The following is a 20,383-nucleotide window of genomic DNA, read 5'->3' as shown; positions in this document are numbered from 1 at the left end:
CGGCGCAGCGCGCATCAGATCGCAAACAGCAGCACGCGCCCCCCGCTGGGCGAAGGCGGCGGCGCCAGGATGCGCCCGATGTCGGGCACCGCAGCCATCAGCTCGCGCGTATAGGGGTGGCACGGCGAGGAGAGCACCGCATCGGCCTGCCCCACCTCCACCAGTTGGCCGCGCTGCATCACGCCCACGTGGTCGCACATGTGGCGCACCACCGCCAGGTTGTGGCTGATGAGCAGGTAGGTCAGGCCCAGTTCGTCCTGCAGGTCGCGCATCAGGTTGAGCACCTGGGCCTGCACCGAGACGTCAAGCGACGAGGTCGGCTCGTCGCACACGATGAACTCGGGCCGGCTGGCCAGGGCCCGCGCGATGGCGATGCGCTGGCGCTGCCCGCCCGAGAACTGGTGCGGGTAGCGCAAGCCGTCGTCGGGCGACATGCGCACGCGGCGCAGCACATCGGCCACGCGCTCGCGCGTCTCCTCGCGGCTGGCGCTCAGGCCCAGCACCTGCAGCGGCTCGGCAATGATGCGGTCCACGCGCCAGCGCGGGTTGAGGCTGGCATACGGGTCCTGGAAGATCATCTGGAAATTCCGGCGCAGCGCGTCGGCTCCGCGCCGGTCGGCCCAGCGGTCGATGCCGTCGATGAGCACCCGCCCCGCCGTGGGGCGCGTGAGACCCGCGACCATGCGCGCCAGTGTGGACTTGCCCGAGCCCGACTCGCCCACCAGGCCGAAGGTGGTACCGCGCGGAATGTCGAACGACACGTTCTGCACCGCCTGCACCACGCGCCGCGGCTGCCGTGCAAGCGTGCGCACCAGCCAGGGGGCCGAGGTATCGAAGTCGCGCGACAGACCCTGCACCTGCAGCACCATGCGGGGCGCCAGTGAGCGCGGTTTGCCCAACGCCGGCGCCACGGCTGCTGCCGCCCGCGGGGCTGAGGCGACCAGCGCCAGGTGGGGCGCGGCACCGGGCGCGCCGTGGGCGTGCTCCGATGCGGAAAACGCGGCCGCGATGTCCGCCCCCACCTCGGGCACCGGCAGGCGCCGCACGCGCCGGTGCAGCGAAGGGATGGCCCCCATCAACGCCCGCGTGTAGGGCGCCCGCGGGTGGTTGAGCACGGCATGCACGCTGCCGGTCTCCAGCACCTGGCCCTGGTGCATCACCATCACGCGGTCGGCCGCCTCGGCGATCACACCCATGTCATGGGTGATGAGCACCACGGCCGTGCCGTGCTGCCGGCACACGCGCCGCAGCACGCGGATCACCTGGGCCTGCACCGACACATCGAGCGCGGTGGTCGGCTCGTCGGCGATCAGCAGCGCGGGCTCGGCGCACAGCGCCAGGGCAATCGCCACGCGCTGGCGCATGCCGCCCGAGAACTGGTGCGGAAACTGGTCGATGCGGGTTGCGGGGTCGGCGATCTCCACCTCGGCCAGCCATTGCAGCGCCCGCTCGCGCGCCTGGGCCGCCGAGAGCGGCAGGTGCACGCGCAGCGTCTCCACCAGGTGCTGGCCGATGGTGAGCACCGGGTTCAGGCTGGTCAGCGGATCCTGGAACACCATGCCGATGTGCCGGCCCCGCAGCGCATGCCGGTCCGCACCGCGCAGGGTGTCGATGCGCTCGCCGCGCAGCACGATCGAGCCCGCGCTGACGCGCCCCGGCGGAGGCACCAGGCCGATGACGGCGTTGCCCACCATGGACTTGCCGGCACCCGACTCCCCCACCACCCCGAGCACCTCGCCGGGCGCGATGTCGAACGAGACGCCATCGAGCACCTGCACGGGCCCGCGGTAGGTATCGAACACCACGCCCAGGCCGCGCACTTGCAGCGTGGGTGGTTCGGACAGTCCGGCATGCAGTGGCGGCAGGGAATCGGTCATTGGAGCTTGGGGTTGAGCGCATCGCGCAGCCAGTCCCCCACGAGGTTGACGGACAGGGCCAGTGCCAGCAGCACCAGCGCCGGGAAGAACAGGATCCACCACTCGCCCGAGAACAGAAAGCCCTGGCCCACGCGGATCAGCGTGCCCAGCGAGGGCTCGGTGGGCGGCAGGCCCACGCCCAGGTAGGACAGCGTGGACTCGGCCACGATGGACAGCGCGAAGCTGATGGTGGCGATCACCAGCACCGGCGCGAGCAGGTTGGGCAGGATGTGCAGCACCAGGATGGCGCTGCGCGAGCGCCCGATGAGCTGCGCGGCCAGCACGTAGTCCTTGTGCCTTTCCACCAGCACGGCGCCGCGCACGGTGCGCGCGTACGGCACCCATTCGGACAGGCCCAGCGAGAGCACGATCACATACACCGCCATGTCGTCGCGGTAGCCCTCGGGCAGCAGCCCGCGCGCGATGCCGAAGATGAGCAGCGCCACCAGCAGCACCGGGAAGGTCAGCTGCACATCAGCCACGCGCATCACCAGCGCATCGAACCAGCCGCCTCCATAGCCCGCCACCAGGCCCAGCGGCACGCCGATGGCCAGCGACAGCCCCACGGCCGCAGCGCCCACCAGCAGCGACTTGCGCAGACCGTGCAGGATGGCCGAGTAGACATCGCGCCCCTGGTCGTCCGCACCCAGGGGGTAGACCATGCCCGAGGGCCCGGCCTGGCCCGGCGGCGTGAAGGCGTCGAGCAGCTCCAGCACCGAGGGGTCGAAAGGGTTGTGCAGCGACAGCCCGGGCGCGAAAACGGCCGCCAGCACCAGGGCCAGCAGCACCAGCAGGGCCAGTTGCACGGTGCGGGAACCCGCCAGGGCACGCAGCACAGGGGCGTCGGATCGCCGCCAGGAGCGGCGCGGGGAGAACAAGGTACTCATGTGCGAACAGGGCTCATTGGCGGCGCAGCCGCGGGTCCACGAGCAGGTAGACCAGGTCCACCGCCGTGTTGATGGCGACATAGAGCACGGCGATCAGCAACAGGTAGGCCGCGATCACCGGCACGTCCACCGCCTGGATGGAGGCGATGAAGAGCAGGCCCACGCCAGGCCACTGGAACACCGTCTCGGTGACGATGGCAAAGGCGATCAGCGAGCCGATCTGCAGGCCGGTGATGGTGACCACCGGCACCAGGGTGTTGCGCAGCGCGTGGCGCAGGTGGATGCTGCGCCAGGGCAGGCCGCGCGCCTTTGCAAAGCGCACATGGTCACTGCGCAGGGCCTCGAGCATCTCGGCGCGCACCAGGCGCATGATGAGCGTGAGCTTGAACAGCGCCAGCGTGCACACCGGCAGCACCAGCGAGGCCCAACCCGATGCCGTGAGAAAGCCCGTGCTCCAGCCGCCCAGCGCCACGGTGTCGCCACGGCCGAACGAGGGCAGCCAGCGCAGCTCCACCGCGAACAGGTAGATCAGCCCGATGCCGATGAGAAAGGTGGGCAGGGAGATGCCCACGAGCGACACCGACATCAGCGCGCGGCTGGCCCAGCCCTCGCGCCGGATCGCGGTGTACACGCCCAGGGCCACGCCGACACCCACGGCCAGCAGACCAGCCACCAGCGCCAGTTCCAGCGTGGCCGGCAGGCGCTCGGCGATCACGGCCAGCACAGGGCGCTTCAAGCGGTAGGAGATGCCGAACTCGCCCTGCGCCACCTGGCCCAGGTAGCGCAGGTACTGCACGGCCACGGGCTGGTCGAACCCCAGCTCGGCCAGCACCGCCTGCCGGTCGGCCAGCGAGGCGTCCTCGCCCAACAGGCTCACCGTGGGGTCGCCGATGTGGCGGAACACCAGGAAGGCGATGAACGACACGGCCAGCAGCACCAGGACGGACTGGCCTGCACGGCGCAGCAGCAGTTGCAGCATGGGGCCGGGCGCTCAGCGCACCGCCTTGTAGTACTTGAAGTGGATGGCGCCCGACGGATTGACCGGGATGTCGAAACGCCGCGCCATCGCGAAGGTCTGGATCTGGTGGTGCAGCGGCAGGTAGACCAGGTCCTTCTGCACCTGGGTCCACACGGCCTTGATGGTGGCGTCGCGCACCTTGGTGTCGCCCTCGGACGCGAGCGAGAGGATCTTCGCGTCCAGATCCGGGTTGCTGTAGCGTGTGGCATTGGTGGCGCCGCGCGAGGCCTTGCCCCGGGTGTGCACCAGGTAGTCGAAGATGTAGGCCGCGTCGTAGGTCGGCACGCCCCAGCCGTAGAGGTAGAAATCCGTGTCCTGGTTGTTGATGGCCGCGGACTGGATGGCCAGCGGCCGCGCCACCACCGAGACCTTGACCCCCGCGCGGCCCAGGAAGCCCGCCACGGCCTGGCAGATGGCCTCATCGTTGATGTAGCGGTCGTTCGTGCAGTGCAGGGTGATGCCGAAGCCGTTGGGGTAGCCGGCCTCGGCCAGCAGCTTTTTCGCCTGCGCCGCGTCGGCTTTGCCCACCACGTCGAAGGCCTTGTCGTAGCCGTGCACGAAGGGCGGCGAGACGATGTTGGCAGGGACCGAGAGGCCGCGCATCACGGCCTTTTGCAGCGCCGTGCGGTCGATGGCCAGCTGGAAGGCCTGGCGCACGCGGCGGTCGGCCAGGGGGTTCCTGTCCTTCACGTCGGCGTACTTGAGCGGCTCGGCCCCCACGTTCAGGCCCAGGAAGATGGTGCGATTCTCGGCCGCCTGGGTCACGCGCAGCTTGCTGTCGGCCTGCAGGCGCGCGATGTCCTGGATGGGCAGGTCCTGCACGAAGTCCACCTCGCCCGAGAGCAGGGCCGCCACGCGCGTGGCCGGCGCCTTGATGGGCAGGTACACCAGCTCGTCGATGCCCAGCGGAAACTGGCCACGCCCCCAGTAGCCCGGGAACTTGCGCAGCACCGTGCGCGCATCGGGCTCGCGCGAGACCAGGGTGTAAGGCCCCGTGCCATTGACGTTGCGCGTGGCGTAGGTCTCTTCCTTGGCCGATGCATTCTGCGGCTGCTCCACGCCGTTGGCGCGGGCCCAGGCCTGGCTCAGGATCTGGATGTTGGTGAGGCTGCTGGGCAACAGCGGGTTGGGCCCGCCGCCCGTGGTGATGTGCACGGTGAACGGGTCGACCTTGGCCACACCGGTGATGGCCACCAGCAGCGACTTCATGTCCGAGGTGGGCGCGCGGGCGCGCTGCAGCGAGAACACCACGTCGTCGGCCGTGAGCACGCTGCCGTCGTGGAACTTCACGCCCTTGCGCAACCGGAACTCCCACACCTTGGGGTCGGCCGTGGGCTTCCACGATTCGGCCAGCGTGGCTTGCAAGGAGCCATCGGGCGCACGGATGAGCAGCGGCTCGTAGACCTGGTGCAGCAATGCATGGTTGGGGCCGTTGTTGAGCGCATGCGGATCGAGCGTGGAGGCGTCGACCGAGCGCGCCCAGCGCAGGGTCTCGGCGTGCAGCAGCACAGGGGCGGCGGTGCCCAGGGCAATGGCCAGGGCCAGGAGGCGGATCATGGAAGCAGGTCCTCTTTGCAATGCAGTCGGTGGCAGGCCGCGGATGGCCTGCAGTGCGTGCATTGTTCCGAGGCACCTGCCCCCCTGGCAAAGCAGAAAACCGGCTAAGCAAACACGAAGTTCATGCTTGCCGGGCGGGCCTCATCCCTGTGGTGCAAAGCGCTGCTGCAGCAGCACGAACAGCGCACGCAAGGCCTGGGCCTCGCCGCCCTTGGGGCGGCCGGGGCGCTCCTCCTGGTTCCAGGCAAACAGGTCCAGGTGCAGCCAGGGCGTGCCCGGCGGCACAAAGCTTTCGAGGAACAGCGCCGCCGTGATGGCGCCGGCCAGCGGCGCGCCGGCGGCATTGGCCAGGTCGGCGCTGCCGGACTTGAGCATGGAGCGGTAGGGCTGCCACAGCGGCAGGCGCCACACCGGGTCGGCCACCTGCTGTGCCGTTGCGGCCAGGGCCTGGGCCAGCGCCTCGTCGTTGCTGAAGTAGGCGGGCAGGTCCGGGCCCAGTGCCACGCGCGCCGCGCCGGTGAGCGTGGCCAGGTCAATCGCCAGCGCCGGGAGTGCGCCGGCCTCGGGCCGCAAGGCGTGGTGCAAGGCGTCCGCCAGGATCAGCCGGCCCTCGGCATCGGTGTTCTCGATCTCCACCGTGGTGCCATTGCCCGCGCGCACCACGTCGCCCGGGCGCAGCGCACCGGCGCCCACGGCGTTCTCCACGGCGGGCACCACCAGCGTCAGGTGCACGGGCAGACGCGCACCGATCACCAGTTCGGCCAGCGCCAGCGCATGGGCCGCACCGCCCATGTCCTTCTTCATCCAGCGCATGCCCGCGGGCTCCTTGAGGTCCAGCCCGCCCGAGTCGAAGCACACGCCCTTGCCCACGATGACCAGGCGCGGCGCGGCCGGCTCGCCCCACTGCAGCTCGGCCACGCGCGGGGCATCGGCCGCGGCGCGGCCCACTGCGTGCACCAGCGCAAAGCCGGCACCGGGCAGTTCCTCGCCCACCCATTGGCGGTACTGCGCGCCATGGCGTTCGGCCAGGGCCCGCACCTCGCCCGCCAGCTCTGTGGGGCCGAGCACATTGGGCGGCGCGTTGACGAGGCGACGCACCTGGGCCACGGCATGCACCAGGGGCTGCACCGCGGCACGAACCGCAGGGGGCACGGCGAGCCGGGGCACGGCGCCCTGCCCGGTGCCGGCCTTCACGGCCAATGCGCCCAGGGCCCAGCCCAGGGCGCGCAAGCCCTGCAGGTCCGTGCCTTCATCTGCGCCGGATGCCACGGCATAGCGCCCTGCAGGCAGGCTGGCCGGCAGCGCCGCCAGTTGCCACAAGGGCGCAGCCGGCTCCACGCCCACCAGCACGGCCCAAGGGCGCAGCCGGCTCCACGCCCACCAGCACGGCCGCCAGGCGGCCGTCGGCACCGGGCAGCCACAGGGCCCGCCCTGCTTGGGCGGCAAAGCCGTGGGCCTGGGCCCAGGCCGCATGGGCGGTCGGCTGCGTGGCCCAGAAGCCGTCCAGGCCGGCCGGCTCCAGAAGGTGCAGGGGCACGGGGGCATCGGCACCCGCATCGGAAGAAAGGTCGTCGAAGAAAGCGAAGGGTTCGGACATGTCGGATGGGCGATGAAAAACAGGCAGCGGCCGAAATGGTAGCCGCCAGCACGCCGACCGGCGTCAGGCCTTCACAGGCAGCAGGCGGATGCCGATGTCGCCCTCGCGCTCCAACTGCTCGACCAGGCCGAGCTCCCACGCCAGGTAGGTCCTGAAACCCGCATCACGCACCGCCGGATCGCGGTGGTGGTAGGGGCTGAACCAATGGTCGTCCTCGCCCGTGAGCACGCCCTCGGGCCCACGCGCAATGGGCAGGCCGGCGGCCACCCAGGCCTGGGTGCCTCCCGTGATGGACCGCACGTCGCGCCCCGTGCGTGCCTGCAGCTCGGCCGCCACGCTCTGGGCCAGCACCCCGTCGGACGAGGTGAGCAGCACCGTGCGCCCGGGCGGCCCATCGGCCAGGAACTCCTGCAGCCGGTCGGGCACGGCAAAGCGTGCGGCCTCGATGTGCACGCGCTCGAAGGCAGCGCGCCGCTCCACGTCGAACACCAGGGCCCCCTGCTGCACCCACTGGGCCGCCTGGCGCGGTGACACCGCCGGCGCCGCAGGGTGCGCGCGCAGCACGCGCACGGGCTCGGGCCCGGTGACCACCGTGGCGCCCGCAGGCGGGCTGTAGACCAGCACCTCCAGCCCGCCGAGCTGGGCCAGCCAGGCCCCCGTGGTCAGCGCGCGCACGCCGTCCCAGTCGGCCAGCACCACGCGGGCGCGGCGCGTGCCCAGGTATTCGTCGGTGGCCTGCACCAGCTGGCCGCCCGGCGCCCAGCGCCAGCCTTCGAGGTGGCCGGCGGCGTATTCCTCGCGCGTGCGCACGTCGAAGCGGTAGAGCGTGCGCTCGTTGGCCGTGGCTTCGAGCAACGCCAGGTCGAGCCCGTCGATGCGGCGCACGCCGGCCCGCGCTGCCACCTGCTCGGCGCGGACCCGGGCTTCGGCGAGGTTGCGCGCGCTCGGTTCCGGCAGGGGCGATGTGCGGCCGTGCGACAGCGGCCGCCCCGACAGCAGCCAGGCCATGGTGCCATCACGCAGCGACACCACCGGGTTGGGAATGCCCGCATCGATCAGCGTCTGCGCGCCCACGATGCTGCGCGTGCGCCCTGCGCAGTTGACGACCACCAGCGTCTGCGGGTGGGGCGCAAGTTCACCGATGCGGTAGACCAGTTCGGCCCCCGGCAGGCTGTGCGCGAACGGCAGGCTGAAGTCGGCAAATTCTTCGGGGGTGCGGCTGTCCACCACCACCACATCGTCGCCGCGCGCAATGCGCTGCTGCAGCGCATCGGCGTCGATGGTGGGCGTGTGCTTCTCCACCTCGATCACTTCGCCAAAGGCCTTGCTCGCCACATTGCTGCCGCTGAAGATCTCGTAGCCCGCAGCCTCCCAGCCATCGGTGCCGCCCTGCAGCACCGACACATTGGTCCAGCCCAGCCGCACCAGCTTGGCGGCCGCCTGGTGGGCCAGGCCTTCGTCGCCATCGACCAGCACGATGCGCGTGCCACGCCGCGGCACCAGGCGATCGATCAGGCCCTCCAGCCGCCACAGCGGGGCCGGCGCGGCCCACAGGATGTGGCGGCGCACATAGACGCCGGCCTCGCGCACATCCAGCACGGCGATCTCCTCGCCATCGGCCACGGCAGCCTTGAGCGCCGCGGGGGAGACGACGGCATGGTGGATGGATGCCGGTGGCGCAAAGGTGCGGTAGCTGCCACCCGCCAGCCCCTCGAACACCACCCGGCCGTGCAGTCGGTCCAGCGCCAGGCCGTAGAAGTGCAGGTGCAGGCCGGGCTCGTCGCCCACGAGCTCGATGGTGTGCACGTCGGTGGGGGCCAGCGTCACCGAAACGCCGCGCACCACATCCACCGTGCGCTCCGCGGTCAGGGCATCGCGCTGAGGATCATGGGTGCGCGTGCGCCGGTAGAACACGTTGCGCTCGTTGCCCGACACACCGGCGATCAGCGCCCAGGTCGTGTGGTCGTGCGGCGGCTGGAACTTGCCGGGCAATGCCGCCGAGGCATAGAGCGCGAAGCCGCCGTCCACATCCTCCGCCAGCCGGTACACCTGCGCGGGGCGCTCGGTGGACACGGGGAAGTGCTCCGCCGGGAACAAGGTGCGCTGCAGCCCCAGCTCCTGCAAGGCAATGGCCAGCGTACGCAACTGGTCTGCCGTGGGGTGCGTGGGGTCGGGCAGCAGGCGGCGGGCGGTGCGGATGAAACCCGCGACGGCGTGGGCGCGCTGGCTGGCCAGGTCGCTGCCACTGAAGTCCAGGCGGATGTCGGTCTGTGTCATGGGTGGGGGCACGCGCAGGCGTGGCAGGTCGGTTGAAAAGGGTGGCCCACCTTAGGCGCGAGAGCGCATTCCAGGCAAGGAAGCAAACCGCCTATGGATATGCACAGGCGCTCCCGCCGCCGCAACCGGCAGACCCAACTATCGATATTCGGAAAGCTTCGTTCACGGCAGGGGCAGGCGCTTCTACGCTCGCATCCATGCCCTCTGCCCCGTGGCAGAACCTTCTCGCAGTGCCCTTGCCGGCGCTCGCGCCTGCACGCCACCCACCCTGCACCGCCATGAACAAACGCCATCTCCTGCGCGCCCTGGGCGCCACCGCCGCCGCCCTCGCCGGCCTGCACGCCCCTGTGGCCCACGCTGCCGACGTGAAGGCCTTCCCCTCCAAGCCGGTGCGCATCGTCGTGCCGGTGGCGCCCGGCGGCAGCGCCGACAAGCTCACGCGCACGCTGGCGGAAAAGCTCAGCGTGCTCTGGGGCCAGAGCGTGGTGGTGGAGAACGTGGCCGGCGCCAGCGGCACCATCGGCGCGGCGCGCGTGGCCAAGGCCGCGCCCGACGGCTACACCCTGCTGCAGCAGGGCGAGGGCATCACGCTCAACGGCATCCTGTTCAAGGAGCTGCCCTACGACACGCAGAAGGCCTTCACGCCCGTGATCAAGGCCGTGGTCAACCCGCAGATCCTGGTGGTCAACCCCGGCACGGGACTGAACAGCTTTGCCGACTACCTGGCACGCGCCAAGGCCCAGCCCGAGAGCATCAGCCTGGGCCTGCCCGGCAACGGCGGCATCGCCCATGTGGCGCACGAGATCCTGGCGCAGGAGACCGGCGCCAAGGTCAACTACATTCCCTACCCCGGTGGCGGCCCGGCCACCCAGGACGTGCTGGCCGGCCACACCAATGCCACCTTGATCACGCTGGCCGCCGTGACCGAGTTCGTGCGCGCCGGGCGCCTGCGCGCGCTGGCCGTCACCACCAGCTACCGGTCTGCCGCGCTGCCCGATGTGCCCACCGTGGCCGAGGCCGGCGGCCCCGCCGGCTTTTCGGTGGAGAGCTGGCAGGGCTACTTCGCCCCGGCCGGCACGCCACCCGAGGTGGTGGCCAAGATCAACCAGGACATCCAGACCGTGCTCAAGGCGCCTGACGTGCGCGCCAAGCTCGAAGACCTGGGCTTCAAGATCGCAGGCGGCAGCGCCGCCGACCTGGCCGCCAGCCTGCAGGCCGAGCAGCCGCGCTACTCGCGCGCCATCAAGACCGCCGGGCTGACCCTGCGCTGACCCGGCACCAGGCCTGCGGGGGCAGGCGCCCCGTCCTTGTACCCACAGCACATAAGAAAGCACACAAAGCTTCGTTGGCCCGTGCGGCCGTGCTCCGTAGATTCAGGCGTTCGCCACCCTGCGTTTCCCACGTCCCTTCTTCGGAGCTGCCTGCATGCCTTCCCATCCCCGCCCATCCACCCTTCTTCGCCTGCGCACCCTGGCAGCCTCGCTGCTGCTCACCGGCCTGGCCAGTGTGGCCCATGCCGCCGACCTGAGCATCGGCTTCATGCCCGGCCCCTACCGCGACGCCTTCACCAAGGGCATCGAGCCGCTGCTCAAGAAGCAGGGCTACACCATCAAGTACGTGGAGTTCAGCCAGGGCGTGCAGCCCAACGACGCGGTGGAGCGCGGCCAGATCGACGCCAACATCTTCCAGCACTCGCTGTACCTCAACGCCACCAACAAGCAGCAGGGCTTTGACCTGGTGCCCGTGATCCACGTGCCTACGCCCCCCATGGGCCTGTACTCACAGCGCCACAAGACGCTCGATGCCGTGCCCGACGGCGCCACCGTGACCCTGCCCGCCGACCCGGTGAACGCCGCACGTGCGCTCAACATCCTGGCCGCCATCGGCTGGATCGAGCTCAAGCCCGACGTGAACCCGATCACCGTGTCCGAACGCGACATCGCCAGCAACCGCAAGAAGCTGCGCCTGGTGCCGCTCGATGCCGCCCAGGCCCCGCGCTCGCTGGCCGACGCCGACCTGGCCGCCGTGCAGGGCAACTTCGCCGTGGCCTCGGGCCTGAAGCTGAACGACGCGCTCAAGCAGGAGAACATGACCCTGCCCTATGTGAACGTGGTGGCCGTCAAGCGCGGCAACGAGAACGCCAAATTCGCCAAGGACATCGCCCAGGCCTACCAGTCGGCCGAGTTCCAGCAGGCCTTCAAGGCCAACCCGGCCTGGGCGGGCTACCGGTTGCCGGACTATTTCGCCAAGTAAAGGGCGGACCACAGCCCGACGCCATGCCCTTCGCACTGCGGGTGGCAGACTATGTCCAGGCGCTCCCGTCGTCCCCATTGGCGCACCTGGGAGACCTGGCACCCTGGGAATGGACCAGCCAGGCACGGGAGATCGTGCAGGCACTGCTGGCAACGCTGCCCGGCGATGCGTTCTCCATCCAGGGCGATATCGCCCTCCACCGCAGTGCCAGGGTGGAAGAGGGGGCTGTGCTGAAAGGCCCTTTGATCCTGGGTGCCGGCTGCCTGGTGGCATCCGGCGCCTACCTGCGGGGCTGCAACTGGGTGGGCGATGGCTGCGTGCTGGGGCCGGGAACGGAGCTCAAATCCTCGTTCCTCTTCGCGCAGACGACGTTGGCACACTTCAATTTCGTGGGGGACTCGCTCGTCGGCAGCGGAGTCAACCTCGAAGCAGGCAGCGTGGTATGCAACTTCCGCAACGAGCGCGCGGACCCCGAAGTCCGGGTGGCCGCGAATGGCACGCTCCACCGCACCGGTGCACACAAGTTCGGCGCGCTGATCGTCGACGGCGCCCGGCTGGGCGCCAATGCGGTGCTTGCGCCCGGGGCCATCGTACGCCCCCGCACCGTGGTGGCCCGCCTGGAATTGTTCGACCAGGACCCCACTCCATGAATCAACCGTTGGCCCCGCCGCTGCCAGCCCGGCGCGCCTTCTTCACGTCGGCCATGCAGGCCGCATAGTGCCAGGCGGCAATATTGCGGTTGGAACGCCGTGCCTTCTGCTCGTAGATGAGCTCCACCATCGGCAACAAGTCCGGCTGTGCGGCCAGCAGCCGCTTCATCTGCTGCTCGCTGACCCCGGCATCGGCCTTCTTCGCAACATCCAGCACCAGGTCCCGGTAGCCTTCGCAGGCCTCGCGGTCTTCCCGGGTCACGGCGCATGCGGGAAGGACCAGAAGGGCCAGGGCCACGGCACCGCATCCGGCCGAAAACCGCGCACGGGCCCCGCTAGTCTTCTTCGGCATAGCCCGTCAGCTCCAGCAGGGTGGCGATGAAATTACCGTGGGAGGGCAGCGCATGGTGTTGCCCGGCCAGGGCACGCGCCGGTACCGGCTCGCGGGCCGCTGCCGCGGGCGATACCAGCAGGTCGAGCTCGGGCGCCTCGCCCGCATCCAGCCTGAACGGCAGGTCGGCCGGCAGTGCCAGCCATTCCCTCGCCTCGCAGAGCACGGCGGCATGGCCCGATCCGGCCTCCAGCTGGACCAGCAGGCTGCCCTGCACCACCCAGAGCACGAGCCCGCCGTCGCCCGCCACCTGGTGGCGACCCCAGCCGCGCCAGCGGGCCTGCCAACTGCTCACCTGCTTCGGCAAGACGACGCGCTCTACGGAATCGTCGGCGCGGTGGGCCTGCCATCCGGCAGGCGCGTCGGCAGGCAGGGGCAGATCGCCGCCCTCCAGACGGCCGAAATCCGCGCCCACGGCCCACAGGTGCCGCTGGATCAGGTGGTCGCAGACCAGGGTACGCCCCCAGGTGCCATGCGCATCGAACGCGACCAGGGCGCCCATCGCGTGCCTTACTGCAGGAAGGCCGGCTTGGCGTAGCCGCGGAACTTGCTGTCCACCACGGCCTGGAAGTCCTTGGAGCGGTAGACCTCGACCAGGTCCCTGGCCCAGGGCGCATCCTTGTCGGTGCGCTTGACGGCCACGACGTTGAGGTAGTGGTCGGGCGTCTTCTCCAGCGCCACGGCCTCGGTCAGTTTGAGGCCCGAAGAGATCGCGAAGTTGCCATTGATGATGGCGTACTCGGTATCGCCGAGCGAGCGCGGCAGTTGCGCCGCTTCGAGCGGGATGAACTTGAACTTGCGCGGGTTCTGCTCGATGTCCTTCTCGGACGCACGGATCGGGTCGATGCCGGCCTTGAGCGTGATGAGCTTGTTCTGCTCCAGCAGCACCAGTGCGCGCGCCAGGTTGCTCGGGTCGTTGGGCAGCGTGAAGCGGTCGCCGTCCCTGGCTTCTGTCAGCGTCTTGCGCTGGGTGGAGTAGACGCCCAGCGGTGCGATGGGGCCCTGCACCAGCTCCACGAGGTCGAGCTTCTGGTCGGCCGCGAATTTCTTCAGATAGACCAGGTGCTGGAAGAAGTTGGCATCGAGCGAGCCCTGGGCCAGCGCGAGGTTGGGCTGCACGTAGTCGTTGAACTCGACCAGCTTGACCTTGTAGCCCTTCTTTTCCAGCAGGGGCACGATGCCCTGCTTGAGCTGGTCGATGTTGGAGCCGGCGGTGCCGCCGATGGTGAGCTCCTTCTTGGCCGCCTGGGCATTGGCTGCCAGGGGCAACATGCCGGCGGACAGTGCCAGCAGCGACAGGGAAAGGACGGAACGGCGGAGCAATGCGTTGTTCATGGAAGTGATTCGAAAAAAAAGGAAGAAAAGGTTCAGCGCTTGTCCAGCCGGCGCGCCGTGGCCGTGCCGACGAACTGGATGATCTGTACCAGCACCACCAGCAGGGCCACGGTGAGCACCATCACGTCGGTCTGGAAGCGGTAGTAGCCGTAGCGGATGGCCAGGTCGCCGATGCCGCCACCACCCACCACGCCGGCGATGGCCGAGTAGGACAGAAAGCTCACCGCGAGCACCGTGAAGGCCAGCACCAGGCCGGAGCGCGCCTCGACGACGAGCACGCGCCAGATGATCTGCAGCTCGCTCGCGCCCATGGCGTGGGCCGCCTCGATCACGCCGCGCGGCACCTCGCGCAGGCACTGGTCCACCAGGCGCGCCAGGTAGGGGATGGCCGCCACCGACAGTGGCACCGCAGCCGCCAGCGGCCCGATGGACGTGCCCGCGATGACCCGCGTGAACGGCACCAGCGCCACCAGCAAAATGATGAAAGGGAAAGAGCGCACCGTGTTCACAAGCCAGTTGAGCACCAGGTGCACCGGCCGGTTGGCCAGCGACTGGCCCGGGCTCAGCAAGAAGAGCAGAATGCCCAGCGGCCCGCCGATCAAGAGCGCCGCGCTCAGGCCGATGGCCAGCATCAGAAAGGTCTGGCCCACGGCCACGCCCAGCTCGGGCAGGATGGCGAGGATGTTCTCAGGCATAGGCCACCCCCTGCGTTGCGTTGGCGCGTACCGCTTGGCTGGCAGCAGCTTCTTCCCGAGCGTCGCGCGCGCGCCGGCGCACCAGCGCATCGATCTCGCGGCCCAGCGCGGTCAGGCGCTGCGCGGGCGGTGCATCGACGGCGAACTGCTCCACCAGCTCGCCCTGCTCCAGGATGGCGACCTGGCGGCACAGCAGCTCCACCACCGGCAGCTCGTGCGTCACGATGACGATGGTCACGCCGATCTGCTGGTTGATGTCGCGCAGCGTGGCCAGCAGCTCCTGCGTGGTCTCGCTGTCCAGCGCCGAGGTCGGCTCGTCGCACAGCAGCACCTTGGGCCGGGGCGCCAGGGCACGGGCAATCGCCACGCGCTGCTTCTGGCCACCCGAGAGTTGGGCGGGGTAGCTGTCGATCTTGGATTCGAGCCCCACCAGCTGCAGGCACTCGCGCACGCGCGCCTTTATCTCGGCGCGCGAATGGTGGCCGTGGATCTTGAGTGGAAAGGCCACGTTGTCGGCCACCGTGGCGTTCTGGATCAGGTTGAACTGCTGGAAGATCATTCCCAGGCTCTGGCGCGTATCGCGCAGCTCGGCACGCGAGAGCGTGGTCAGGTCGCGCCCACCCACGATCACCCGGCCCGCGTCGGGGCGCTCCAGCAGGTTGATCAGGCGCAGCAGCGTGGACTTGCCCGCACCGCTCTTGCCGATCAGGCCGAAGATATCGCCGGCATGGATGTCCAGCGAGAGCGCGCGCACGGCATCGAAGCGCTCGCCGTTGGGCAGGGTGAAGGACTTCTGCACGGATTCGAGCCGGATCACGGGCGCGGTACCGGAAGGGTGGGGATGCAAGGGTGAAACAACGGTCATGGGACAACGAAGGCGCCGCACCCGGCAGTGCAGTGCGCACCCGGGCCAGGCAGACCTTCTGGAACAAACAGATGCACCCAGTATGGGAACGCGGCGCGCACCACGGAACGACGCATTCGGCGCGTGCTTATGCGTTTTTCAAGTAAGCGCTTGGACTGGGCAGGCCGCACCAGCGCGTGCATAAGCTTGCGCGCATTCCTTCGTTGGGCAATGTGCGTGGCGCGCACACAGTCGGCGGCTTGTTCATCCACCACGCAAGCAAGAAGGAAACATGCTGCACACCATCCGCCGCCGCACAGCCGCCGCCACGGCCATCTCCCTGGCCGCCATCGCCCTGCTGGCCCCCTACAGCACCCTGCATGCGCAGGACAGGAAGACGCTCAAGGTGGGCGTCTCCGTGGGCAATGGCGAACAGATCTTCGAAGTCGTCAAGAAGGTCGCCGCCCGCGACGGCCTGGCCATCGACGTGATCGTCTTCAACGACTACCAGCTGCCCAACGCCGCCCTGGCGGCCGGCGACCTGGACGCCAATGCCTTCCAGCACCAGCCCTTCCTGGACAACCAGAACAAGGCGCGCGGCTTCGACATCGTGCCCGTGGGCCTGACCATCACCGCGCCGCTGGGCTTCTACTCGCGCAAGATCAAGAGCCTGGATGCGCTGCCCGACGGCGCCACGGTGGGCATCCAGAACGACCCCTCCAACGGCAACCGTGCCCTGCTGCTGCTGCAGGAGGCCAAGCTCATCACCTTGAAGCCCGAGGCGGTGAAGAACAACACTGCCACGCCGCTCGACGTGCTCACCAACCCCAAGAAGCTCAAGCTCGTGCCCCTGGACGCCGCGCAGCTGCCGCGCTCGCTGGACGACCTGACCATCGCCTCCATCAACAACGACTATGCCGAGAAGGCCGGCCTGTCGCTCGCCAAGGACGCGGTGATCAAGGAATCGCCCAAGAGCCCCTACGCCAACCTGATCGCCGTGCGCCGCGCCGACAAGGACCAGCCCTGGGCCAAGCAGTTGGTCAAGGCCTACCAGTCGCCCGAGGTGAAGAGCTTTATCGAGACCAAGTTCAACGGCGCACTCGTGCCGGCGTTCTGATCGGGCCGGCTCTGCCAGGCAGCACAGGCGGGGCCGGGTGCGCGACAATCGGCCCCGCAATCCATCCCCCTGCACGCCCCATGCTGGTCTTTGTCTTCGGAACGCTCAAGCAGGGCTTTCCCAATTTTCATGAGAACCTGGGCACGCATGTGCCGGGGGATTTCACCACCTGCGATCCCTATCCGCTGTACCTGGTGGGCGAGCGGCACTCCCCTTGGATGATTGATGCGCCCGGAACCGGTCACCCGGTCACGGGCCAGGTCTTCGAGGTGGATGCGCCCGCGCTGCAGAAAATGGACCTGCTGGAGCGGGTACACGAATCTGATGGCTACCGGCGCAGCACCATCAAGGTCATCCCAGCCGCCACCCCGGCCGCTTCGCCCTTGCAGGTGTTTGCCTACCTCAAGTCTGCCGACCAGGTACAGCCCCAGCATGTGCGCCTGGGGCCCCTGCCCGAATACGGGCTGTCGCACGCAGCCCTCTACCGCAAACGCCAACCCTAGGCGGCCTATCGACCAGCGGCCGGCGCCCGTGTCCCAGCACCCAGGCTGATGCGGTCGACGCCTTCGGGGTCCGCCGGCCGGGCCCCGGCCGCCACCAGGCGCGAGCGGGCCATGCGGGCAGCGGCCTCGGCCTGCAGGGCGGCCATATAGGCCAGGTGGTTGGTCTGGGCCTCGTCGTGTGTCTTGCGCCACACGCGGTCGGCATGGGCCAGGGCCTCTGCGGCCCGCACCAGCTCGGCAGGCGCATGGCGGGCCACGGCGGGATCGGCATGCGCTGCTGCAACCGCCGCACGGGCACGCTCCAGGGCCATGGAGGGAGCGCTGGCGCAGGCAGTCAGCGCGAGGGCGAGCGCTGCCATGGCAGAAAGAAAGACGATGGTGCGCACAGGCATGGTGGTCTGGGATCTCAAGGCCGGTTGGCGGGCTGCTGCTGCAGCAGCCCCGCGGAAGGTCCACCCACGGATTCGTGGGGGCCTTCGCGCACCTTCGCGCTGGCCGATGTGACGATGAGAAAGCTGGCGATCAGCGCCAGTGCACAGACCACGAGCATGGCGACGGCCAGCCCGGGCAGGATCTTCCAGAACACCGTGCCGCCAGGGCTGGGGTCGAGGTCTTCGATGGACAAGGGGTACATGGCAGTCCAGTGCGGTGGATCACACGGCTGCGGGCACCGGGGCCGGGGCAGGCGACCTGGCACGGCGCGCATCCACGCTCCAGGGCCCGGCACCGGCCGCGGCGAGGTACAGGAACACGAAGGAGAACAGCACCGCGGCCTCGCCCTGGTTCAGGAAGGGCACGATCACATTGCCTTTGGGCGCATGCCCGATGAAATAGGCAAAGGCCAGCAGCCCCGACAGCACAAAGGCCGTGGGCCGTGTGAACAGGCCGATGAGCAGCAACACGCCGCCGACCAGCTCCAGGGCACCGGCCACGCCGAGCAGCGACAGCGGCTGCAGGTTGTCGAAGAAGGCGACATGGGGCACGCCGAACCACTTGGCCGATCCATGCTGGAGCAGCAGGAAGGCAGAAACGATGCGCAGCACGGACAGCACGCGCGGTGCCAGGAGTTCAGGATTGCGAAGCGACATGGCGAGGGTCCCATCCAGAGGTAAGAACAGAAGGCCGTGCGCTGCGGATCTGCAGCGACAGCACCCTGGGAATTCTGGGCACAACCCCCTTGCCAACCAACGAACGAATGCGAGTTTGCAGATGCGGTTTCCGTTGGGGTGGGCAACACCGGGCTATAGCCAGGGTATCTGGTGCGCCGCGTAGCGGAAGGTCTGAAATACGCTGTTGAGCTGCCCAGGCCCGGTCTTGCGGGCAGCGGCATCCGGGTACTCGGCAAACCAGGGGATGACGTACTCCCACACCACCTGCCCGGCAGGCGTCACCTCGAACAGCCGGCCGGTGGACGACTCCGTGACATGGGTGTTGCCATTGGGCAGCCGCTGGGCGTTGCCCATGAAGGGCGAATAGAACAGGTGGGCCGTCTCGTCCTGGTACTGCCAGGCGATGCGCTGGCCATCCGCCGGGTCGATCTCCAGCACGCGCGAAAAGGCCACGTGCGAGCCCGTGCGGAAGTTGCCGTTGTCGAAGACCAGGATGTGGCCGTTGTCCAGCGCCACCGGCGCATGCTGGTGCGATACGAGCTCGGGTGGAATGTGCAATTGCACCTGGCCGCTTGCGCGGTCCACGCCGATCACGCCCGAGGTGGTGCGCAGGCTCATCAGCACCAGCCCATCGGCCGTGGTGCCCAGGCCATTCACCAGCGGCCAGTGGTAGCGGCCAAAGCCCGGGTGGATGGGAAAGTGCGCCGGGTCCAGGTGCTCGGCCGCATGCCACTCCCACACCAGCCGGCCGCTGCGATCGACCTCGCGCACCACATCGGCGTACAGGGGCGTTGCCGGGTCACCCGTTCCACCGGGAACGCGCTGCGCGAAGCCTTCGTCCACCCGCTCGCAGGCGGCATACAGCAGATGGCCGCTCAGCAGCCACTGCGCATCGTGGTGGTGGGTCGGGTCCTCGTAGCGCCAGACAACCTCGCCGGCAGGAGTCACCTCGTAGAAGTCGCCGCCATGCCACATGGACCAGGGGGCATACAGGTCGGGCGAATCGGCGTGGCTGCCGTTGTAGCCCAGGTTGCCATTGGGCAGGATGACGGCGTGCCGGCCCGGGCGCACCGGCAGCTGCCATTCGTGCACCACAGTGCCATGGATGTCCACCAGGAACACACGGCCCCCGGCGGTCTGCGGGGCGATCAGCGTATAGCCGCCAAAGCTTTGCGCCGCGTCATGCGCGATGAGGCCCACCCCGCGCCTGCGCTGGGTGGCCTGGTCGACGCCCGCGCTCATGGCGCCGGGGGTCCACGCCAGACGATGTCGCGCACGTTGATCTTGCGTGGAATGATGCCCAGCGACTGAAAGGTGTCGGCCAGTTGCTGCTGCTGCGCCACATGGGCATCGGTCACCGGGCCCAGCGAGAACTCGGCACGCTTGAACGCAGCCGACCACGACTTCACGTCGATGCCCGTGGCCTCGGCCGCCAGGGCGGCCAGCTCGTCGCGGTTCTCGCCCGACCAGAGGATGAGCTTGCGCAATTCATCCAGCACGCTGGCCAGCACCTGCGGGTGGCGCGCCGCAAAATCCTTGCCGGCCATGTAGTAGGACGAGCTGGCCAGGCGCCGGTCCGTGGTGTCGGCCACCACGCGCGCGCCGTACTTCTCTTCGGCGATGGCGTAGTACGGGTCCCAGACCACCCAGGCGTCGATGTTGCCGCCGTTGAATGCAGCGGTCGCATCGGCCGGAGAGAGATAGGTCGGCACGATGTCATTGAACGACAGGCCAGCGGTCGCCAGCGCCTTGACGGTCACGTTGTGCGCGCTCGACCCCTTGCCGAAAGCCACCTTCTTGCCCTTGAGGTCGGCCAGGGTCTTGATGGGCGAGTTTTTGGGCACCAGCACCGCATGCTGGGCCGAGGGCGTGGCGGCGGCGTAGACCAGGTTGGAGCCTCCGGCCTGCGCGAACACCGGGGGCGTGTCGCCGACCGACCCCAGGTCGACCGCGCCAGCGCCCAGCGCCTCCAGCAAGGGCGGGCCGAATTGGAATTCGATCCACTTCACGCTGGGCACGCCCAGCGCCTTCAGGCGCGCCTCGATGACCTGTTGCTTGCGCGCCAGCACCAGGATGGCCGAGCCTTTCTGGAAGCCGATCCGCACCTCCTTGGGCAGGGGCGCCTGGGCCCAGGCGGGCGTAACCGCAGCGGCCGCGGCCCCTGCCCCCGCTGCGATGAAAGTGCGGCGGCGCAGGGAAGGTTGAGAGGTATGCAAGGGAACTCCTGTCGGAAA

Annotated in this window: 22 protein-coding genes; 5 read left to right on the top strand and 17 right to left on the bottom strand. The window is 69.2% G+C overall.

The genetic code is table 11. From position 1 onward, the window contains the following. Nucleotides 1-14: 14 nt before the first annotated feature. The 7 genes from AC3WOH_RS24790 to AC3WOH_RS24760 all read right to left on the bottom strand — a co-directional run bounded on the left by AC3WOH_RS24790 (nt 15) and on the right by AC3WOH_RS24760 (nt 9,252). A complete protein-coding gene (locus AC3WOH_RS24790) occupies nt 15-1,877 on the bottom strand; it encodes a dipeptide ABC transporter ATP-binding protein (RefSeq protein ID WP_492231991.1) in 1,863 nt (620 codons plus the stop codon). After that, on the bottom strand, nt 1,874-2,803 hold the full coding sequence (locus AC3WOH_RS24785) for an ABC transporter permease (RefSeq protein ID WP_492231990.1): 930 nt from the start codon (nt 2,801-2,803) through the stop codon (nt 1,874-1,876). The genes AC3WOH_RS24790 and AC3WOH_RS24785 overlap by 4 nt, the downstream gene beginning before the upstream one ends. Nucleotides 2,804-2,816: 13 nt before the next feature. Further along, a complete protein-coding gene (locus tag AC3WOH_RS24780; protein WP_492231989.1) occupies nt 2,817-3,782 on the bottom strand; it encodes an ABC transporter permease in 966 nt (321 codons plus the stop codon). Nucleotides 3,783-3,794: 12 nt separating this feature from the next. Then, nucleotides 3,795-5,378, bottom strand: a complete 1,584-nt coding sequence (locus AC3WOH_RS24775; RefSeq protein ID WP_492231988.1) for an ABC transporter substrate-binding protein — start codon at nt 5,376-5,378, stop codon at nt 3,795-3,797. A gap of 141 nt (nt 5,379-5,519) precedes the next feature. Then, a complete protein-coding gene (locus tag AC3WOH_RS24770) occupies nt 5,520-6,716 on the bottom strand; it encodes a leucyl aminopeptidase family protein (protein WP_492232071.1) in 1,197 nt (398 codons plus the stop codon). Further along, nucleotides 6,628-6,975 (bottom strand): hypothetical protein, encoded by a 348-nt coding sequence (locus AC3WOH_RS24765; protein ID WP_492231987.1) that lies wholly within the window; start codon nt 6,973-6,975, stop codon nt 6,628-6,630. The genes AC3WOH_RS24770 and AC3WOH_RS24765 overlap by 89 nt, the downstream gene beginning before the upstream one ends. 63 nt (nt 6,976-7,038) lie before the next feature. Then, nucleotides 7,039-9,252 carry a rhodanese-like domain-containing protein gene (locus AC3WOH_RS24760; protein ID WP_492231986.1) on the bottom strand — a complete coding sequence of 738 codons (2,214 nt, stop codon included), beginning with the start codon at nt 9,250-9,252 and terminating at the stop codon, nt 7,039-7,041. 278 nt (nt 9,253-9,530) lie between these two features. Here AC3WOH_RS24760 and AC3WOH_RS24755 point away from each other — a divergent pair, with 278 nt between their 5' ends. The 3 genes from AC3WOH_RS24755 (at nt 9,531) to AC3WOH_RS24745 (ending at nt 12,155) form a co-directional block, all read left to right on the top strand. Beyond that, a complete protein-coding gene (locus AC3WOH_RS24755) occupies nt 9,531-10,523 on the top strand; it encodes a tripartite tricarboxylate transporter substrate binding protein (protein ID WP_492231985.1) in 993 nt (330 codons plus the stop codon). 154 nt (nt 10,524-10,677) lie between these two features. Beyond that, nucleotides 10,678-11,505, top strand: coding sequence for a MetQ/NlpA family ABC transporter substrate-binding protein (locus tag AC3WOH_RS24750; RefSeq protein WP_492231984.1), 828 nt, complete (start codon nt 10,678-10,680; stop codon nt 11,503-11,505). 23 nt (nt 11,506-11,528) lie between these two features. Beyond that, nucleotides 11,529-12,155: an LbetaH domain-containing protein gene (locus tag AC3WOH_RS24745; RefSeq protein WP_492231983.1), complete on the top strand. Its 627-nt coding sequence runs from the start codon at nt 11,529-11,531 to the stop codon at nt 12,153-12,155. Between the two features lies 1 nt (nt 12,156). Here AC3WOH_RS24745 and AC3WOH_RS24740 read toward each other — a convergent pair whose 3' ends face one another. Genes AC3WOH_RS24740 through AC3WOH_RS24720 form a run of 5 tightly spaced genes read right to left on the bottom strand, consistent with a single transcriptional unit; the run spans nt 12,157 to nt 15,441 of the window. Next, a complete protein-coding gene (locus tag AC3WOH_RS24740) occupies nt 12,157-12,453 on the bottom strand; it encodes a hypothetical protein (protein ID WP_492231982.1) in 297 nt (98 codons plus the stop codon). A 37-nt stretch (nt 12,454-12,490) separates the two neighbouring features. After that, complete coding sequence (locus AC3WOH_RS24735; protein ID WP_492231981.1) at nt 12,491-13,048, bottom strand: hypothetical protein; 558 nt, start codon at nt 13,046-13,048, stop codon at nt 12,491-12,493. Between the two features lie 8 nt (nt 13,049-13,056). Then, nucleotides 13,057-13,881 (bottom strand): MetQ/NlpA family ABC transporter substrate-binding protein, encoded by an 825-nt coding sequence (locus AC3WOH_RS24730; RefSeq protein ID WP_492231980.1) that lies wholly within the window; start codon nt 13,879-13,881, stop codon nt 13,057-13,059. 32 nt (nt 13,882-13,913) lie between these two features. Next, nucleotides 13,914-14,576 (bottom strand): methionine ABC transporter permease, encoded by a 663-nt coding sequence (locus AC3WOH_RS24725; protein WP_492231979.1) that lies wholly within the window; start codon nt 14,574-14,576, stop codon nt 13,914-13,916. Beyond that, on the bottom strand, nt 14,569-15,441 hold the full coding sequence (locus AC3WOH_RS24720) for a methionine ABC transporter ATP-binding protein (RefSeq protein WP_492231978.1): 873 nt from the start codon (nt 15,439-15,441) through the stop codon (nt 14,569-14,571). The genes AC3WOH_RS24725 and AC3WOH_RS24720 overlap by 8 nt, the downstream gene beginning before the upstream one ends. Before the next feature lie 271 nt (nt 15,442-15,712). On the opposite strand from AC3WOH_RS24720, the gene AC3WOH_RS24715 reads away from it, so the two are divergent. Together AC3WOH_RS24715 and AC3WOH_RS24710 are read left to right on the top strand one after the other, a co-directional pair. Next, nucleotides 15,713-16,537 carry a MetQ/NlpA family ABC transporter substrate-binding protein gene (locus AC3WOH_RS24715; protein WP_492231977.1) on the top strand — a complete coding sequence of 275 codons (825 nt, stop codon included), beginning with the start codon at nt 15,713-15,715 and terminating at the stop codon, nt 16,535-16,537. An 80-nt stretch (nt 16,538-16,617) separates the two neighbouring features. Then, nucleotides 16,618-17,040: a gamma-glutamylcyclotransferase family protein gene (locus AC3WOH_RS24710; RefSeq protein ID WP_492231976.1), complete on the top strand. Its 423-nt coding sequence runs from the start codon at nt 16,618-16,620 to the stop codon at nt 17,038-17,040. Nucleotides 17,041-17,045: 5 nt separating this feature from the next. On the opposite strand, the gene AC3WOH_RS24705 is transcribed toward AC3WOH_RS24710, so the two are convergent. The 5 genes from AC3WOH_RS24705 to AC3WOH_RS24685 form a co-directional block, all read right to left on the bottom strand. Continuing rightward, nucleotides 17,046-17,432, bottom strand: coding sequence for a DUF4398 domain-containing protein (locus tag AC3WOH_RS24705; protein WP_492231975.1), 387 nt, complete (start codon nt 17,430-17,432; stop codon nt 17,046-17,048). A gap of 14 nt (nt 17,433-17,446) precedes the next feature. Then, entirely contained in the window at nt 17,447-17,674 is a 228-nt protein-coding gene (locus AC3WOH_RS24700) for a hypothetical protein (protein ID WP_492231974.1), read from the bottom strand. Nucleotides 17,675-17,693: 19 nt separating this feature from the next. Next, nucleotides 17,694-18,128: a DoxX family protein gene (locus AC3WOH_RS24695; protein ID WP_492231973.1), complete on the bottom strand. Its 435-nt coding sequence runs from the start codon at nt 18,126-18,128 to the stop codon at nt 17,694-17,696. Between the two features lie 153 nt (nt 18,129-18,281). Then, complete coding sequence (locus AC3WOH_RS24690; protein WP_492231972.1) at nt 18,282-19,391, bottom strand: aryl-sulfate sulfotransferase; 1,110 nt, start codon at nt 19,389-19,391, stop codon at nt 18,282-18,284. Then, nucleotides 19,388-20,365 carry a sulfonate ABC transporter substrate-binding protein gene (locus tag AC3WOH_RS24685; RefSeq protein ID WP_492231971.1) on the bottom strand — a complete coding sequence of 326 codons (978 nt, stop codon included), beginning with the start codon at nt 20,363-20,365 and terminating at the stop codon, nt 19,388-19,390. The genes AC3WOH_RS24690 and AC3WOH_RS24685 overlap by 4 nt, the downstream gene beginning before the upstream one ends. Nucleotides 20,366-20,383 lie beyond the last annotated feature (18 nt).

Source organism: Acidovorax sp. FW305-C-20-28 (assembly GCF_058783375.1).
Note: the sequence above shows the minus strand (reverse complement) of the source record. Positions and strands in the feature narration are given on the sequence as shown.